We start from the raw sequence: 16,508 nt of genomic DNA, 5'->3' as shown, positions 1-16,508 counted from the left end.
TCCCTGCGCGCCAAGCTCACGCTCGCGAACGTCGTCCTGCTCGCCGTGGGCGTCGTCACGGCCACCGCGGTCAGCGCGATAGCCATGTGGATGTACCTGCTCGACAGCGTCGACCGGGAGCTGATGTCGACCCGCGACTCCATCGGCGCCGCCCGGATCAGCATGGAGCAGGTCGACGCGCTCAGCGCGCTGATCGCCCTCAGCGACCGGACTCACGGTGAACCTGCCGACGGCGCCGACTCCCTGGTCCAGGGCGCCGTCTTCACCTCGCTGGACGCCGAGGGCGAGCCGCTGACCGTCGCCGGCTTCGCGCCCACCGGGGCGCAGCGCGCCCTCGCCGCCGCGGTGGACGACCCTGCCGCCCTCGTCGCGGACGACGAACCGTACGACGTCGACGTGGCGGGCGCCCCGTACCGCGTCACGGCGGCCCGGACGGACGACGGCACGACCGTCCTGCTCGGCGCCTCCACCGCCTCGCTGCACGGGGTCATCGCCAAGACCCTCAAGCTGGACTTCGCCGTCGGCGGTCTGCTCCTCGCCACGCTCGCCTGTCTGACGCTGTTCGGCGTGCGCCGCCGGATGCGGCCACTGGAGGACATGGTCGAGACCTCGTCCGCGATCGCCGAGGGCGACCTCACCCGTCGTGTCCCCTCCAGCAGCGAGACGACCCTGGAGGTCGAACAGCTGCGGCTCGCCCTCAACGCCATGCTCCAGCAGGTCGAGACGGCCCACCACACCCGGGAACGCAGCGCAGCTCAGCTGCGCCGTTTCGTCGGCGACGCCTCCCACGAGCTGCGTACGCCCCTGGCCGCGATCCGCGGCTACCTCCAGCTCCACGACAAGGGCATGCTCACGGATCCGGGCGAGCGTCGGCGTGCCTGGGACCGGATGAACGACGAGGTCGACCGGATGGGCCGCCTCGTCGACGAGTTGCTCACCCTCGCCCGCCTCGACCAGCGGCCCGAACTGCGGCTCAGGAACGTGGACCTCACCCGCCTGGTCCGCGACGCCGCCGCCGATCTCCGCGCCCAGCAGCCCGACCGCCCGGTCACCGTCCGCGCGGACGGCGTCCTCCTCGTCCGGGCCGACGAGTCGCGCCTCCGTCAGCTGCTGGGCAACCTGGTGAACAACGTCCGCACCCACACGCCGGCGGACGTGCCCGTGCGGCTCGGGGTGGAGCGCTCGGCCGGGACCGTGCGTCTGTACGTGGCGGACGAGGGGCCCGGTCTGGCGGAGGAGGACGCGGCCAGGATCTTCGACCGTTTCTTCCGGGCGGGGAGGGGTCGGCAGCGGGCTGGGCATGGCCATCGTGCAGGGGGTGGTGGAGGCCCACGAGGGTGAGGTCGCGGTGAGCACGGCCCCGGGTGATGGCCTGAAAGTGACGGTCACCCTCCCATCAGGGCCCACACGGTCTTCCCGTGTCGACCTCGGCTCCACACCCCCCAGGCCGCGGCGAGGTGCTCCACGAGCCGCAGTCCCCGCCCCGTCTCCTCCCGGTCCCCCACGTCCCTGATCCGCGGCACGGTCATGTCCTCGTCGGACACCTCGACCAGGCAGGACCCGTCGGCCAGGGCGGTCACGGCGACCTCGAACTCCCGCTCCAGCAAGGGCCCGTGGCGTACGACGTTGGTCGCGAGTTCGGAGACGACGAGGACGATGTCCGCCAGGTCCCCGGAGCCCTCCTTGTGCCCCCAGGCCACCAGATGTTCCCGTACGCGTCGTCGGGCGAGCCCCACGGACGCCGGATGCCGGGGCAGCCGGAAGGAGTCGCGTCTCGGCACGTTCGCTCCTCACCCCGGACACACCCCACCACAGAACGATGCGTGGGGCGGGCACGCCGTGTCACGCCCGCGAACGTCCGGCCCGCGACTTCGCGTCAGCTGTCACACGGCGTCTGTCATATCCGGTCCAGGGCGTCTGTCATATCCAGTCCAGCCGCCACAGCCGGAAGACGCCGGTGTCGTCGGACAGGTACTGCGCCCCGCCGACCTCCTCGGTGCTGAGCACGTACTCCTTGCGCTGCCACAGCGGGACCATCGGCACGTCCTGGGCCACGACCTCCTGGAGCTCCTTGAGGTCGTCGGCGGCCCGGCTGCGGTCCTCGTACCGCCGGCTGTCCTTGATCAGCCGGTCGGCCTGCCCACTGCTGTAGCCGTTGTTCAGGGAGCCGCCGGTGCCGACGAGGGGTCCGCTGAAGGTGTCGGGGTCGGGGTAGTCGGCGACCCAGCCCACCCCGTACGCGTCCAGCTTGCCCTCGGCGTACCGCTTCTGGAACGCCGTCCACTCGTACGCCTTGGTGGTCACGTAGAACAGCCCGCTCGCCTCCAGCTGCTGCTTCAGCTCGGCGGCCTCGGCGGCGGCCGAGCCGCTGCCCTCGGCGTAGCCGAAGGTGAAGCGGACCGGCATGCCGACACCGGCCTCGTCGAGCAGCTTGCGGGCCCGCTGCGGGTCGGGCCGGGGGTTGCCGTCGAAGAACGAGGTCGTGTGGCCCGTGAGTCCGGCCGGGATGAGCGAGTACAGGGGCTCGGTGGTGCCCTGGTAGACCTCGGCGACCAGCTTCTCTCGGTTGATCAGCGCGGCCAGCGCCTGCCGCACCCGGCGGTCCTGGAACGGCGAGCCCACCCGCACGTTGAGCACCACGTTGCGGGTCTCGGTGCTGTCGGCCTCGGTGACCCGCTGGTCGAGGTCGCTGGGCGAGACGGCGGCGAGCGTCGCGGGCGGCAGCGTGCGCGTGGCGACGTCCACCCGGCGCGCCTTCCACGCCTCCTGCAGCGCCTCCGAGTTCTCGTAGTAGCGCATCAGGACCGGACTGCGGGCCCCCTGGGCGTCGCCCTGGTAGCCGTCGTTGGGGGTGAGGCGGGCCTGCCCGTCACCGTACGACGTCAGGGTGTACGGGCCGGTGCCGTCGGCGCCGCCGTCCGTGCGGAGCCGGTTGACGGGGTACCTGGTCCGGTCGACGATCGAGCCGGCGCCGGTGGCCAACTTGAACGGGAACGTGGCGTCCGGCGAGGACAGACGGAAGGTGACGGTCGGCCCGTCCGCGCTGACCGACTGCAGGGTGTCGAGCAACCCGGCCGGTCCGACGTCGGAGTTGACGCGCTTGACCCGGTCGAAGGAGTACTTGACGTCCTTCCCGGTGACCTCGCGTCCGCTGGGGAATGTCAGGCCGGGGCGCAGGACGCAGCGGTAGACGGTGAGCGCGTCGCCGAGGAACTCACAGCTGCGGGCGGCGTCCGGCACGGGAGCCGCGCCGCCCGGTTCGAAGGTCAGCAGCGACTGGAACACGTTGTTGAACAGGGCCCAGGATCCGGCGTCGTAGGCTCCGGCCGGGTCCAGCGAGGTGACCTTGTCGGTCGTGCCGACGACGATCGTCCTGTTCTCGTCCCGCTGAGCCGGCATCAGCTGCCAGCCACCGATCGCCGCGATCGCCACCACCAGCAGCGACGCGAGAATCCGTATGCGAACCGACCGCATCGGTGCCCCTTCCAAGGACCCCACCCGGCCCACTACGCACAGTGGTTCCGCGATGGCGCGGATCACCTAACCACAGTCGGCTGTGTGGACGGAAGACAGGTTTTGTTGAGTTGAGAAAGAACTCGGTAAGCATGTCGTCATATGTGCCCGAAAGGCTTCCGTACCTGCATCAGACCTGCGCCGGAAGCCTTCCTGACGAGCCGTCACGCCTGCTTCGACGCCAGCTCCACGACCGTGATGTCCGAGGGCGCCCCGACCCGCACCGGCGGCCCCCAGGCGCCCGCGCCGCGGGTCACGTAGAGCTGGGTGTCGCCGTAGCGCTCCAGACCCGCGAGGGTCGGATTGGCGGCCTGCGCGACATAGGTCATGGGCCACATCTGGCCACCGTGGGTGTGACCGGAGAGCTGGAGGTCGACGCCGTGGTCGACGGCGTCGTGGATCTGGACGGGCTGGTGGGCCATGAGCACCACGGCCCGCGAGGTGTCCCGGTCGCCGAGTGCCTTGGCGAAGTCGGGGCCCTGGCCCTCGTCCTCGCCCGCGATGTCGTTCACCCCGGCGAGGTCGAGGTACGGCAGTTCACGGCGGGCGTTCTCCAGCGGCGTCAGCCCCAGCCGCCGCACCTCGTCGACCCACTGCTCGGCGCCGGAGATGTACTCGTGGTTGCCGGTGACGAAGTAGCCGCCGTGCCGTGCCTTCAGTCCGGCGAGCGGTGCCGCCGCCGGGCCGAGGTCCGCCACATCGCCGTCGACCAGGTCGCCGACCACCGCGATCAGGTCGGGCTGCGTCGAGTTGATCGTGTCGACGACCTTCTGCGCGAAGCCCCGGCCCAGCATCGGCGAGAGGTGGATGTCGCTGACCACCGCGATCCGGAAGCCGTGCGCGGCGCGCGGCAGCTTCGCCAGCGGCACGGTGACCCGTTTGAGTTTCGGTCCGCGTACGACGCCGTAGGTGCCGTAGCCGACCGTGCCCACGGCGGCCGCGGCGACGGCGCCGCCCACCACCCGGGAGACGAAGAGACGGCGGGAAGGGTCGGCCGGGGCCGCGGGGCGGTCGGGTCCGGGGATTCCGGCGCGCGAGGCGCCGCCGACCGTCCGGGGTCGGCGGGCTGCGCGGGCCCGGTGGACTGAGCGGACTCGGCGGACTCGGCGGACTGAGCGGGCTGCGCGCCCGCCGGAACGGGCTCCGGCTCCCGCACCGCGGGCTCCGGCCGCGGCTCCGGCTGCCGCGCGGGCTCGGGGGCGCGCCACGCCACCAGACGGCGTACGAGAGGGCGTAGCAGCTCCCCCACCAGAAGGGCGAGGAGCAGGTACAGCGCGAGGGCGAGCCACATGAAGCCCGGCCAGGTCAGCGTCTGCTGCAGCCAGAAGGGCGCGCCGGTGCGCTCGGCCGCGAAGCCGCCGATCATCAGCACCGGCCCCGCGACGAACACCGCCGTGCCCACGCGTCGGGCCGGGCCCGGCCCGCGTGTCGTGTCGCGCACCAGGCGGCGCCACGCGTACCAGTGCAGCGCGCCGAAGAGGGCCAGCACGAGCAGGAGCACCAGGACGAAGACGACGGTCATCACGAGGCGCTCCCGGTCGCGGCTCGGCGAAGGGCGCGCACTCCTCGCAACCCGATGACCCCGATGACCGTCCCCAGAACAAAGGAGACGACGGCGAGCGTCAGATGCACCCAGAAGTACGCCGTCGGATCACCCGCGTCGTCGAACGCGAGCCCGCTGCCGTCCTTCCAGAGGTTTTTGACGAAAGTGATCCAGATGACCCAGCTCCACACCCCGAAGGCGAGCAGGAACCAGGAGAGGGGGCGGCTGAGCTTCATGCGTTCAGTATCGCCGTCGAGCGTCCGGGTATCGCGCCGGGGTGCGAGCGGGGGCGTGAGCAGGAGTCGGAGCGCCACGGGGCGCTCCAGTGGGATTTACCGGTCGGAGCCATGTACTTTCTCGATCGTGCCCGCCTCCAAGAAGACCGTCAGGCGCCCCCTGTCGGTCACCTCAGCCACCCTGCTGTCTTTCTCCCTGGCCTCACTGCCGCTGTTGACGGCCGGCCCGGCCTTCGCGGCGAAGCCGTCGCCGAGTTCGAGCGCCTCGCCGTCCGCGACTCCCCCGGCGACCATGTCGACCGTCGGCGGCGAGGCGCTCGGCCGACCCGGCACGCAGGCCAGCCTCGGCAGCGACGCGCCCGTGCTGCCCAAGGGCATCAGCGCCCGCTCCTGGATCGTCGCCGACGCCGAGTCGGGCGAGGTGCTGGCCGCGCACAACGCGCACTGGCGGCTGGCCCCCGCGAGCACGCTGAAGATGCTGTTCGCGGACACGCTGCTGCCGAAGTTCAACAAGGACGACGAGCACAAGGTCGTGCCCGCCGATCTCGCGGGGGTCGGCTCGGGCTCCAGCATGGTCGGCATAAAGGAGGACGAGACGTACACCGTCCACGACCTGTGGCTCGGTGTCTTCCTTCGCTCCGGCAACGACGCGGTGCACGTCCTGTCGGCCATGAACGGCGGTGTGAAGCAGACCGTCGCGGACATGAACGCGCACGCCGAGGAACTCCAGGCCCTGGACACGCACGCGGTCAGCCCGGACGGGTACGACGCGAAGGGGCAGGTGTCGTCCGCCTACGACCTGACACTGATCGCCAGGTCGGGGCTGCAGAAGAAGGACTTCCGGGAGTACTGCTCCACCGTGCGGGCGAAGTTCCCGGGCGAGACGAAGAAGGGCAAGAACGGCAAGAAGAGCCGTTCGTCCTTCGAGATCCAGAACACCAACCGGCTGCTCACCGGGGACAGCGGCCTCGACTCCTACCAGGGCATCGCGGGTGTGAAGAACGGCAACACCACGAACGCGGGCGCCACGTTCACCGGGGTCGCCGAGCGCGGCGGCCGGGTCCTCCTCGTCACCGTCATGCACCCGGAGAAGGAGGAGCACAACCAGGTCTACAAGGAGACCGCGAGCCTCCTCGACTGGGGGTTCAAGGCAGCGGGCAAGGTGACGCCGGTGGGTGAGCTGGTGCCGCCCAAGGGCGCGGACACCTCCGGTGGGGGTGCCGACGAGCCGAGTGCGCAGCCGGGGGCTACGGCGTCCGCGTCGGCGTCGGTCTCCGGTGGGCGGGCGGGAAGTCGGTCGCGTCGGGTGCGTCCGGTGGGGGCGGCGGGGCCGGGGTTGCCCTCGGGATCATGGGGGCGTGCTGGTGTTGGTGGCCGGTGGGGTGTTTCTGGTGAATCGGAAGTGGCCTCTGCGGGGCAGCAAGTAGGGCGGTCCGGGAGCGGCTGCCTCGCTGGGGTCCGGTCCGGTCCGATGCGGGGTGCGGGTCTCGTCGTGGTTGCTCGCGCCGTTCCCCGCGCCCCTTACGGGGCGGTGGTGCCGGTCGGGGGCATGAGATCTTCTGCGGTCCCAGCGCCTCCGGTGTCCCCCGCGCCTCCGGTGCCCCCCGCGTCTCCTGCCTCCCCGCTCTCCTTGCTGTCCTCCGCCGTCCATGCCGCGCAGTACAGCAGGAGCTTGGTGGTGAAGTTGATCCAGAGGAGGAGGGCGATGGGGACGCCGAAGGCGCCGTACATGCTCTTCGAGGCGATGCCCTGGATGTAGCCGCTGAGGAGGAGCTTGAGGAGTTCGAAGCCCACGGCTCCTATGAGGGCGGCCACCACGAGGCGGCGACGGGGCGGCTGGACGCCCGGGAGCAGGGTGAGGACGTAGAGGAGGAGCAGGAAGTCGGCCAGGACGGCGACGGCGAACGCGGCGAGGCGCAGGAGGATGCCGCCCCAGCCGTCGCGGTCGATGCCGAGCTGGTCGGCGAACCGGCCCACAGCCCAGGAGGCGGCGGCGGAAGCGGCCAGCGAGACGAGGACCGCGCCACCGAGACCGACCAGCAGGCCCGTGTCCTTGCCCTTGGCGAGGACGGGGTTCTCGTCGGGGTCCTCCTTCTCCCACACCGCGCGCAGGCACCCGCGCATCTCGCCGACCCAGCCGATGCCGGTGAACAGCAGCAGCGCGCCGGCGATGATCCCGACCGTGCCGGCGTTGTCGACGAGGCCCGCGACGTCGAGCTGGTCGGAGATGCCGGGCACCTGCTCACTGAGCCGGTCCTCCAGCTCCTGCTGCTGGTCCTTGCCGAGGGTCGCCGCGACGATGGCCGCCGCCAGGGTCACCAGCGGGAACAGCGCCAGGAAGCTGATGAACGTCATCGCCGCGGCCAGCCGGGTCCACCTCACCCGCTCCAGCCGCTCGTACGAGCGCCACGCGTGCGTGGTCATCAGACGTTCCACCCAAGGACCCACCCCGGGAAGCTTTTTCAGCCAGTCCATGATCCGAACTCTGCCCCAGTCGTCGACACCCGATACCGGGTACCCCCGGAACAGTTCGCGGATCCCCTCCCGACGTCACTGTCCGCGGCGCCGTGGCGGCCGGCTCACCAGTCCGCGACCGCCAGCCCGTACATCGTCAGCCACACGGCGCCGATGAGGGTGAGGGCACGGTCGCGCAGGATGACGTCCTCGGGTTCACCGGCGGTGCCCCGGTCGGCGAAGACGGCGTAGCGGAGGACGGCGAGGACGAAAGCGATCATGGAGAGCTGCCGCCAGGGCAGCACGCCGGCGGTGGGTACGCCGCCTTCCTCCAGGGCCCAGAGGCAGTAGCCGAGCACGGCGACCCCCGCTGCCAACTGCCAGACGAACCGGAGGTATCCGGCGGTGTACTCGGTGAGCAGGGCCCGGGTCGCGCCGGCCCGGTCGGCCAGCTGCACGGCCTCCGAGTACCGCTTGGCGGCGACCATGAACAGCGCGCCGAACCCGGTGGTGATCAGGAACCAGCGGGAGAGCGGGATGCCCAGCGCGAGTCCGCCGATCATCGCCCGCATCAGGAAACCGGTGGTGACGACCGCCAGATCGACGACCAGGACGTGCTTGAGGCTGACGCAGTAGGCGAGTTGGAGTCCGAGGTACGCCGTCAGCAGCGCTGCGGTGTACGGCGAGCAGAGCCAGGCGGCGCCCAGGGGCGCGAGCACGGCGAGGGCGCCCCCGACTCCGTACGCGACGGGGACGGGCACCTGCCCGGCGGCGACCGGCCGGTGGCGCTTGACGGGGTGCGCACGGTCCGCGTCGGCGTCCCGGGCGTCGTTGACGAGGTACACGGCGGCGGCACAGGCCGTGAAGAGGACGAAGACGAGCGGGAGTTGGACGAGCGCGCGAGGAGTGAAGAGCTCCCCGGCGGCCGCGGGCGCGGCGACGACCAGGGTGTTCTTGATCCATTGCCGGGGCCGGGTCGTCCGGAGGAGCCCGCGGACGAGGCCGGCCTTCGGGGGCGGCGCCTGTCCGGAAGGCGTTCGGCGCTCCAGGACCACGGCGCTCCCCGGCGTGCGCCCTGCCACCGTGCGCTCAGCCATCACCGCTCACCACCCAGCGCGCACCCAACCGCACCGTGAGCGCCCCGAGCGCCACGCCCGCCGCCACGTCCGACGGATAGTGCACGCCGACGACGAGCCGGGAGACGCACATCGCCGCGGCGAGCGGCGCGGCGGCGGACAGCAGCAGCGGGGCGCCGCCCAGTGCTCCGTGGGCCACGACGGCGACCGCCGCGGCCGCCGAACTCGCGTGCGAGCTGGGGAAGGAGTGCCGTCCGACCGTGCCGACCAGCGGCTCGACGTGTGCGGGGCGCGGTCGCCGTACGACGCGTTTGACGCCCATGCTGGCCAGATGCGCCCCGGCGGTCAGCGCCGTGCCGCGCAGCCACACACGACGCCGCTCCCGGTCGACGGCGGCCCCCGCCAGCCCGGCCGCGAGCCACAGCAGGCCGTGCTCCCCGACCCGGGACAGCCCCCGCGCGGCGCTCGCGACACGCGGGTCGGCACCACGGGCGTGCAGCGCGGAGAGGAGCCGCCGGTCCAGTCCCCGCACGCCCTCGACGACGTCAACTTCATCCATGCGACGCCACTCTCGCGGGCGACCGGGCCGGAGCTACGGCAATCTTGAACGACATCCCACTAATCACCCATTTCGGTGAGGCGACCGAGCGGCCGCGCCGACGTGCCCGACTCCTCCGCATACGCGACGATACGGTCGCGAGCATGCCAGCCGACGCCGCCCCGACCTCCCCGGCTCCCCGCCCGCCGGCCCACGCCGTGCCACACCCGCCCCCGGCTCCGCCTCGACCTCCGACGCCGCCCCGCCCCCGCCCCGCTCCCGCTCCCGTCACGGTGACCGGCTGGGGCCGCACCGCGCCGAGCGCCGCGCGGCTGGTCCGTCCACGGACCTACGACGAGGCCGCGGCCGCCGTACGGGCGTGCGGGGCGCAGGGGGCGCGGGGCGGGATCGCCCGGGGCTCGGGCGGGCGTACGGCGACGCGGCGCAGAACGCGGGCGGCGCCGTCCTCGACATGACCGGCCTCGACCGGGTCCACGCCATCGACGCGGACGGCGGCACCGTGCTGTGCGACGCGGGCGTCTCGCTGCACCGGCTGATGGAGGTCCTGCTCCCCCTGGGCTGGTTCGTGCCGGTGACCCCGGGGACCCGTCAGGTGACCGTCGGCGGCGCCATCGCGGCCGACATCCACGGCAAGAACCACCATGTCTCCGGGGCCTTCGCCCGCCATGTGCTCTCCCTGGACCTGCTCACGGCCGACGGCGAGATCCGCACGGTCGTCCCCGGCACCCCGCTCTTCGACGCCACGGCCGGCGGCATGGGCCTCACCGGCGTCATCCTCACCGCGACCGTCCGCCTCCTGCCCGTCGGGACGTCCTGGATGTGCGTCGACACCGAACGCGCGCGCGACCTCGACGACCTCCTCGCCCGCCTCACGGCCACGGACCGCTACTACCGTTACTCGGTCGCCTGGATCGATCTGCTCGCCAAGGGCTCCGCGACGGGCCGGGCGGTGCTCACCCGCGGCGACCACGCGCCCCTGGAGGCCCTGGAGACGCGGTGGCGGGGGAACGCGGGGCAAGGGTCGGCGTGGACACAGCCGTCCGGAACGCCGTGGACACCGGCCTCGGGATCACCGTGGGCACCGCCGTCGGGAGCGCCGTGGACGCCGCCGTCGGGCGTGTCCCGGGTCTCGTCCACGCGTGCGCGTGCGGGTCGCCTTGCGCTCGGTGACGTGTTGCGGTTCCGCAGGGCGCGCCCGTCGGCCCGCTGGAGTTCCGCACCCCCGCCTCCCCGCCGCCCCTCCTTCGTCCCCGACGGTCTTCTCGGCCGTACCGCCGTGGGGCTCTTCAACGAGCTCTGGTACCGCCGGGCGCCCCGGTCCCGCACCGACGAACTCCAGCGCATCCCCACCTTCTTCCACCCCCTCGACGGCGTCCCGCACTGGAACCGGATCTACGGCCGGTCCGGCTTCGTGCAGTACCAGTTCGTCGTCGGACACGGCCGGGAGGAGACCCTGCGCCGGATCGTCCACCGGATCTCGGCGCGCCGCTGCCCCTCCTTCCTCGCCGTGCTGAAGCGGTTCGGCGAGGGCGACCCCGGCTGGCTGTCCTTCCCGATGCCCGGCTGGACCCTCGCCCTGGACATCCCGGCGAGCCTGCCCGGTCTCGGCGCCTTCCTGGACTCGCTCGACGAGGAGGTCGCGGCCGCCGCCGGCCGCGTCTACCTGGCGAAGGACGCCCGGCTACGGCCCGAACTGCTGGCCGCGATGTATCCGAGGCTCCCCGAATTCCGCGCACTGCGCGAGGAGTTGGACCCGCGCGGGGTCTTCGTCTCGGACCTGGCCCGCCGCCTCGACCTGTGAACGCCGTGCCGTGAGCGTGGTGCCCACCCCTGCCCCCGCTGTCCTCCCTCACTGCCCCCACCGTCCCCCACACCCAGGAGCTGTCATGAAGGACGCCTTCGGCACCCCCCAGTCCCTGCTGATCCTCGGCGGTACGTCGGACATCGCGCTCGCCACGGCCCGTCGGCTGATCGCCCGCCGCACTCGCACGGTGTGGCTCGCGGGGCGCCCGTCGCAGGCTCTGGAGAACGCGGCGGTCCATCTGCGCGGCCTCGGCGCGCAGACCCACACGGTCACCTTCGACGCGCTCGACCCCGGCTCCCACGAGGCGGTCCTCGGCAAGGTCTTCGCCGAGGGCGACATCGACATGGTGCTCCTCGCCTTCGGTGTCCTCGGCGACCAGGCGAACGACGAACGCGACCCGGTGTCCGCCGCGCGTGTCGCGCAGACCAACTACACCGGCGCCGTCTCGTCCGCCCTGGTCTGCGCGCGGGCCCTCCAGGCGCAGGGCCACGGCTCCCTGGTCGTCCTGTCCTCCGTCGCCGCCGAGCGGGCCCGCCGCTCCAACTTCATCTACGGCTCCAGCAAGGCCGGCCTCGACACCTTCACCCAGGGCCTGGGCGACGCCCTCCACGGCACCGGGGCCCACGTCATGCTCGTCCGCCCCGGCTTCGTCCGCACGAGCATGACGGCGGGCCGCCCGGAGAGCCCCTTCGCCACGACCCCGGAAGCGGTGGCCACCGCCATCGAGCTGGGGCTGCGCCGCCGCTCGGAGACGGTCTGGGTCCCGGGTGCGCTACGCCTGGTGATGACGGCCCTGAGGCACCTGCCGAGGCCGATCTTCCGCCGCCTGCCGCTGTAGCGCCCCTCAGGGGGCGCGGGGAACTGCGCGAGCAGCCCCCACGAACCCGTTACCGCGCGCGAAGCCCGCTGAACCACCCCTCCCGGAGCGGTCCCACTCACCCGGCGCCCGACGTCACCGCGCGGGCAGCGTCGTGTCTCCGACCGGCGCACCCGCCTGCGGCGGCACCACGGACCCGCCGAACGCGAACTCCCGCAGCTTGCGCCAGACCCCGTCGGAACCCTGCTCGTAGAGCGCGAACCCGGTGCAGGGCCACTGCGCCTCGTACCCGGCGAGCTCCTCGAACGCCCGGTCCATCGCCTCCTCGGCGATGCCGTGCGCCACGGTGACGTGCGGGTGGTACGGGAAGTTCAACTCGCGTGCCACGGGTCCCGACGCGTCCCGGACCTGCTTCTGCAACCAGGTGCAGGCCTCGCCCCCCTCGACGACCCGCACGTACACGACGGGCGAGAGCGGGCGGAAGGTGCCCGTGCCGGACAGCCGCATCGGGAAGGGCCGTCCGGCCGCCGCTACCTCGCGGAGGTGCGCCTCGATCGCCGGGAGGTCGGTGGCCTCGACCTCGGTCGGCGGCAGCAGCGTGACGTGCGTGGGGATGCCGTGAGCCGCGGCGTCGCCGAAGCCCGTGCGCCGCTCCTGGAGCTGGCTGCCGTGGGGCTCCGGGACCGCGATCGACACACCGATCGTTACGGTCCCCACGTCGTCTCCTGTCGTCGTGTCATACGAGTTGTCGTAGTCCTTGTCAGCCGCGGTCCGTCGTACCGGCGGTCCGTCGAACCGACCACCGGTCGTACCGACTGCCGGTCGTACCACCGCCCGTCGTACCGCTGTCGGTCGTACCGGCTATCGACTGTACGGCCACGACGGTCCTCCGGGCAGGCGCAGCGGGAGTGATGTGCGGCGCTGTCGGTGGTGCGGCAGGCGCGCGGGGGCAGAGGTGGTGCGGCTCAGTGCTTGGCGGGCAGGAAGCCCACCGCGTCGTACGCCTGGGCGAGCGTCTCCGCCGCGACGGCGCGCGCCTTCTCGGCCCCCTTGGCCAGGATCGAGTCGAGCGTCTCCGGGTCGTCCAGATACTGCTGGGTACGCTCCCGGAACAGCGTCACGAACTCGACCATGACCTCGGCGAGGTCCGTCTTGAGCGCACCGTAGCCCTTGCCGACGTACTTCTGCTCCAGTTCCGCGATACCCGCCCCCGTCAGGGTCGAGTAGATGCTCAGCAGGTTGCTGACGCCCGGCTTCTCCGCGGTGTCGAAGCGGATCACCGTGTCGGTGTCGGTGACGGCGCTCCTGACCTTCTTCGCGGTGACCTTCGGATCGTCGAGCAGGTTGATCAACCCCTTCGGGGTCGACGCCGACTTGCTCATCTTGATCGCGGGGTCCTGGAGGTCGTAGATCTTCGCCGTCTCCTTCAGGATGTACGGCTTCGGGATCGTGAAGGTCTCGCCGAAACGGCCGTTGAAGCGCTCGGCGAGGTCCCGGGTGAGCTCGATGTGCTGGCGCTGGTCCTCGCCGACCGGCACCTCGTTCGCCTGGTAGAGCAGGATGTCCGCGACCTGGAGGATCGGGTACGTGAAGAGGCCGACGCTCGCGCGGTCGGCGCCCTGCTTGGCGGACTTGTCCTTGAACTGGGTCATGCGGGAGGCCTCGCCGAAGCCGGTGAGGCAGTTCATGACCCAGCCGAGCTGCGCGTGCTCCGGGACGTGGCTCTGGACGAAGAGCGTGCAGCGCTCCGGGTCGAGACCGGCGGCGAGCAGCTGCGCGGCGGCGAGCCGGGTGTTGGCGCGCAGGTCCGCGGGGTCCTGCGCCACGGTGATCGCGTGCAGGTCGACGACCATGTAGAACGCGTCGTGGGACTCCTGCAGGGCCACCCACTGGCGGACGGCACCGAGGTAGTTGCCGAGGTGGAACGAGCCGGCGGTGGGCTGGATGCCGGAGAGCACGCGCAGACCAGGCAGCGGCGCGGAGCGCCCCGTTTGAGGGCGGTGGTGGGCGACGGGTGGGCGGTCAGAGGCCATGCTCACCATTCTCTCAGGTGTCGGGGGGCGTTCCGGAACCGACCGGAAACAGATGTGACACGGGTGGGAACCGATCCGGTCCGGGCGGTGTACCCATGTTGTGAGAACGCGGGAAGGGGGCCGCATCGTCGATGAGGCCGCGGTGATCGCACGCGTACGCGCCGGGGAGCCGGAGGCCTATGCGGAGCTGGTGCGTGCCCACACGGGCATCGCGCTGCGAGCGGCGCGGGCGCTCGGCGCCGGTTCGGACGCGGAGGACGTGGTGCAGCAGGCCTTCTTCAAGGCGTACTGCTCACTGGGCCGCTTCCGGGACGGTGCCGCGTTCCGGCCGTGGCTTCTGTCGATCGTGGCCAATGAGACGAGGAACACAGTGCGGACGGCGGGGCGCCAGCGTTCGCTGGCCGACCGGGAGGCCGCCTTCGTGGAGGCCGAGCCGCTGATACCTCCCTCGGCCGACCCGGCGGTCGCCGCGCTGGAGATAGAGCGGCGTGTCGCGCTCCTGGGCGCCTTGGAGAAGCTGAGCGAGGAACACCGGCTGGTCGTCACGTACCGCTATCTGCTGGAGATGGACGAGCCCGAGACGGCGGCCGCCCTGGGCTGGCCCCGGGGCACGGTGAAGTCCCGTCTGAGCCGGGCCCTGCGCAAGCTGGGCCGCCTCCTGCCGGAGTTCGAGCCGAGGGAACCGCTGGGCCGGAAGGGGAAGGGGTGAGGGGCGTGCGTGAGCCGGGCGAGGGCGGGGAGCGTGGTTCTGGCGAGGACCGGGGGCGGTCGCGGGAGGGCGGGAACACGGGGGTGACATGCGTGACATGCGTGACGTCCGGTTGCCCCAGGAGCTGCGGGCGCTCGGGCGGGCGATGGACCGGCCCGGGAGCGACGGCGACGAGACCATGGTCGAGCGGGTTCTCCAGCAGATACTGGCCGAGCGGGTGCCGACGCCGGTGGCCGAACCGCCGGGGGCCGGGGATCGGCTGCGGGCGGTGCGCCGGTGGGCGCGGACGCGGTGGCGCGCGCTGATCGCCGCGCTGTGCGGGCTGCTCACGGCCCTCGTCCTCACCCCTCCGGTGCGGGCGGCGGTGGCCGACTGGTTCTCCTTCGGCGGGGTCGAGGTGCGGTACGACCCGTCGGCGACGCCTTCGCCGGGCGCGCGGGTGCCCGGCTGCCCGGAGCCGGTCCCGCTGGCCGAGGCCGGGCGGCGGGCGGGGTTCGCTCCGCTCGTACCGAAGGCGCTGGGCCCTCCGGACGCGGTGTCCGTGACGCGTGCGCCGAAGGACCGCTTCGTGATCACCCTCTGCTGGGACGAGCGGGGAGGGACCGTCCGGCTCGACGAGTACGCGGCCCGGCTGGCCCCCGAGTACGGCAAGACCGTGGCGGGCGAGCAGGCCGTCGAGTGGGTCGGGCTGAAGGAGGGCGCGCACGACGCGCTGTGGTTCCCCGAGCCGCACCTGCTGCGCTTCTGGATGACCTCCGAGGACGGCTCCCGCCTCACCCGCTCGGAGCGCACGGCGGGGCCCACCCTTCTGTGGGTCCACGACGAGGCGTTCACGCTGCGGCTGGAGGGCGTGGAGTCGAAGGCACGGGCGCGGGAGATCGCGGAGTCGTTGGACTGATCGGTCCGGTCCGGGTGGGAACCCCGGCGGTCCGAGCGGTGTACCAGGAATGACACCGCGAGTGCGGGAGGACCGCACCGGGATCGATCGGGGGGTGTCGGATGCGTGGACTGCGACAACTGACGGCGACGGTGGGCGGGGTGCTGACCGCGTTCGCCCTGGTGCTGCTGGGGGCTCAGCCCTCAGTGGCGGGCGGACCGACCAGTGTGCTGCTGGTCTCCCCGACCAGCCAGCGGACGGCTTCGCTGTACGGCACACAGGACGAGTACGGCGACCTGGAGAAGCTCCTCGCCCGCGCGGGCGGCGAGCTCGACCGGGGTCGGGAGGAGGCCCGCGGTGGGGGGGGAGGACATAGGGGAGAGCGGATCGGTGACATGGTCAGCGTGACGTGGATGATTCACGACGTGACGCCGTGGCGGCTGGACCGGGTCTACACGGCCGCGCCGGACACCAAGGACATCTGGATCCACACGACGCTCGTCGTCGGCGAGGAGGATCCGGGTGCCGCGGGCGCCGGCGTCTGGCACCGGGCGAAGCAGCCGGACCAGCTGCGGAAGCTGCTCAACGGCCTGGGAATCCTGGGCGCGGCCCAGGGTGATCCGGCCCCTGGGGACCCGGTGCGGGACGAGCCGCGTTCCGGCGAGGCGGCGGGAGGAACCGCGGCCGATGCCGCCGGGACGACCGCCGACACCAGGGCCGCGGCCACCGCGCCCGGTCTGGCCGGCCACGCCCACTGGGCGATACCCGCCCTGGCGCTGGGCCTGCTCGTCGGCTCCGGCGGCGCCACGCTCCTGCTGCGCCGCGCGGCGGCCCGGAACGGGTCCGGGCCGCCGCGGGAGCCCCGTCAGGAGCTGCTGGACGCCTGA

At 72.4% G+C, this 16,508-nt stretch carries 13 protein-coding genes and 3 pseudogenes; 7 read left to right on the top strand and 9 right to left on the bottom strand.

Annotated features, from left to right (window positions below; translation table 11 throughout):
* Window positions 1-84 precede the first annotated feature (84 nt).
* Window positions 85-1,339, top strand: a pseudogene (locus E4N62_RS30760) (sensor histidine kinase); the annotation flags it as partial.
* 46 nt (window positions 1,340-1,385) lie between these two features.
* On the opposite strand, the gene E4N62_RS30755 reads toward E4N62_RS30760, so the two are convergent.
* From E4N62_RS30755 to E4N62_RS30740, 4 genes and pseudogenes are all read right to left on the bottom strand, one after another.
* Window positions 1,386-1,781: an ATP-binding protein gene (locus E4N62_RS30755; RefSeq protein ID WP_230219680.1), complete on the bottom strand. Its 396-nt coding sequence runs from the start codon at window positions 1,779-1,781 to the stop codon at window positions 1,386-1,388.
* A 139-nt stretch (window positions 1,782-1,920) separates the two neighbouring features.
* Window positions 1,921-3,474, bottom strand: coding sequence for an ABC transporter substrate-binding protein (locus tag E4N62_RS30750; RefSeq protein WP_230219679.1), 1,554 nt, complete (start codon window positions 3,472-3,474; stop codon window positions 1,921-1,923).
* Between the two features lie 203 nt (window positions 3,475-3,677).
* Window positions 3,678-5,035: pseudogene (locus tag E4N62_RS30745) on the bottom strand (metallophosphoesterase).
* Window positions 5,035-5,292, bottom strand: coding sequence for an SCO4848 family membrane protein (locus E4N62_RS30740; protein WP_230219678.1), 258 nt, complete (start codon window positions 5,290-5,292; stop codon window positions 5,035-5,037). The pseudogene E4N62_RS30745 and the gene E4N62_RS30740 overlap by 1 nt, the downstream one beginning before the upstream one ends.
* Window positions 5,293-5,419: 127 nt before the next feature.
* Here E4N62_RS30740 and E4N62_RS30735 point away from each other — a divergent pair.
* Window positions 5,420-6,719: pseudogene (locus tag E4N62_RS30735) on the top strand (D-alanyl-D-alanine carboxypeptidase family protein).
* A 94-nt stretch (window positions 6,720-6,813) separates the two neighbouring features.
* Here the strand turns inward: E4N62_RS30735 and E4N62_RS30730 are convergent.
* The 3 genes from E4N62_RS30730 to E4N62_RS30720 all read right to left on the bottom strand — a co-directional run bounded on the left by E4N62_RS30730 (window position 6,814) and on the right by E4N62_RS30720 (window position 9,381).
* Window positions 6,814-7,767 (bottom strand): YihY/virulence factor BrkB family protein, encoded by a 954-nt coding sequence (locus tag E4N62_RS30730; RefSeq protein WP_230219677.1) that lies wholly within the window; start codon window positions 7,765-7,767, stop codon window positions 6,814-6,816.
* A 104-nt stretch (window positions 7,768-7,871) separates the two neighbouring features.
* Entirely contained in the window at window positions 7,872-8,843 is a 972-nt protein-coding gene (locus E4N62_RS30725; RefSeq protein ID WP_230219676.1) for a decaprenyl-phosphate phosphoribosyltransferase, read from the bottom strand.
* Window positions 8,836-9,381, bottom strand: a complete 546-nt coding sequence (locus tag E4N62_RS30720) for a phosphatase PAP2 family protein (protein ID WP_230219675.1) — start codon at window positions 9,379-9,381, stop codon at window positions 8,836-8,838. The genes E4N62_RS30725 and E4N62_RS30720 overlap by 8 nt, the downstream gene beginning before the upstream one ends.
* Window positions 9,382-9,739: 358 nt before the next feature.
* Between E4N62_RS30720 and E4N62_RS30715 the strand changes: the two genes are divergently transcribed.
* Window positions 9,740-11,182, top strand: coding sequence for an FAD-binding protein (locus E4N62_RS30715; protein WP_230219674.1), 1,443 nt, complete (start codon window positions 9,740-9,742; stop codon window positions 11,180-11,182).
* An 85-nt stretch (window positions 11,183-11,267) separates the two neighbouring features.
* Window positions 11,268-12,023 carry a decaprenylphospho-beta-D-erythro-pentofuranosid-2-ulose 2-reductase gene (locus E4N62_RS30710; RefSeq protein ID WP_184904430.1) on the top strand — a complete coding sequence of 252 codons (756 nt, stop codon included), beginning with the start codon at window positions 11,268-11,270 and terminating at the stop codon, window positions 12,021-12,023.
* A gap of 114 nt (window positions 12,024-12,137) precedes the next feature.
* Here E4N62_RS30710 and E4N62_RS30705 read toward each other — a convergent pair whose 3' ends face one another.
* Both E4N62_RS30705 and trpS read right to left on the bottom strand, forming a co-directional pair.
* The gene (locus tag E4N62_RS30705) at window positions 12,138-12,719 is read right to left on the bottom strand and encodes a 2'-5' RNA ligase family protein (RefSeq protein WP_184904432.1); all 582 of its coding nucleotides are present in this window, start codon (window positions 12,717-12,719) and stop codon (window positions 12,138-12,140) included.
* 248 nt (window positions 12,720-12,967) lie between these two features.
* Entirely contained in the window at window positions 12,968-13,960 is a 993-nt protein-coding gene (trpS, locus tag E4N62_RS30700; protein ID WP_230220280.1) for a tryptophan--tRNA ligase, read from the bottom strand.
* A gap of 175 nt (window positions 13,961-14,135) precedes the next feature.
* Here trpS and E4N62_RS30695 point away from each other — a divergent pair, with 175 nt between their 5' ends.
* The 3 genes from E4N62_RS30695 to E4N62_RS30685 all read left to right on the top strand — a co-directional run bounded on the left by E4N62_RS30695 (window position 14,136) and on the right by E4N62_RS30685 (window position 16,508).
* Window positions 14,136-14,744 (top strand): RNA polymerase sigma factor, encoded by a 609-nt coding sequence (locus tag E4N62_RS30695; RefSeq protein WP_230219673.1) that lies wholly within the window; start codon window positions 14,136-14,138, stop codon window positions 14,742-14,744.
* Window positions 14,745-14,832: 88 nt separating this feature from the next.
* Window positions 14,833-15,642 carry a hypothetical protein gene (locus E4N62_RS30690; RefSeq protein WP_230219672.1) on the top strand — a complete coding sequence of 270 codons (810 nt, stop codon included), beginning with the start codon at window positions 14,833-14,835 and terminating at the stop codon, window positions 15,640-15,642.
* A gap of 101 nt (window positions 15,643-15,743) precedes the next feature.
* The gene (locus tag E4N62_RS30685) at window positions 15,744-16,508 is read left to right on the top strand and encodes a hypothetical protein (RefSeq protein WP_230219671.1); all 765 of its coding nucleotides are present in this window, start codon (window positions 15,744-15,746) and stop codon (window positions 16,506-16,508) included.

The sequence above is a fragment of the Streptomyces sp. MNU76 genome (genome assembly GCF_020982545.1).
GTDB lineage: Bacteria > Actinomycetota > Actinomycetes > Streptomycetales > Streptomycetaceae > Streptomyces.
This window is presented reverse-complemented; position numbering and strand designations above follow the sequence as displayed.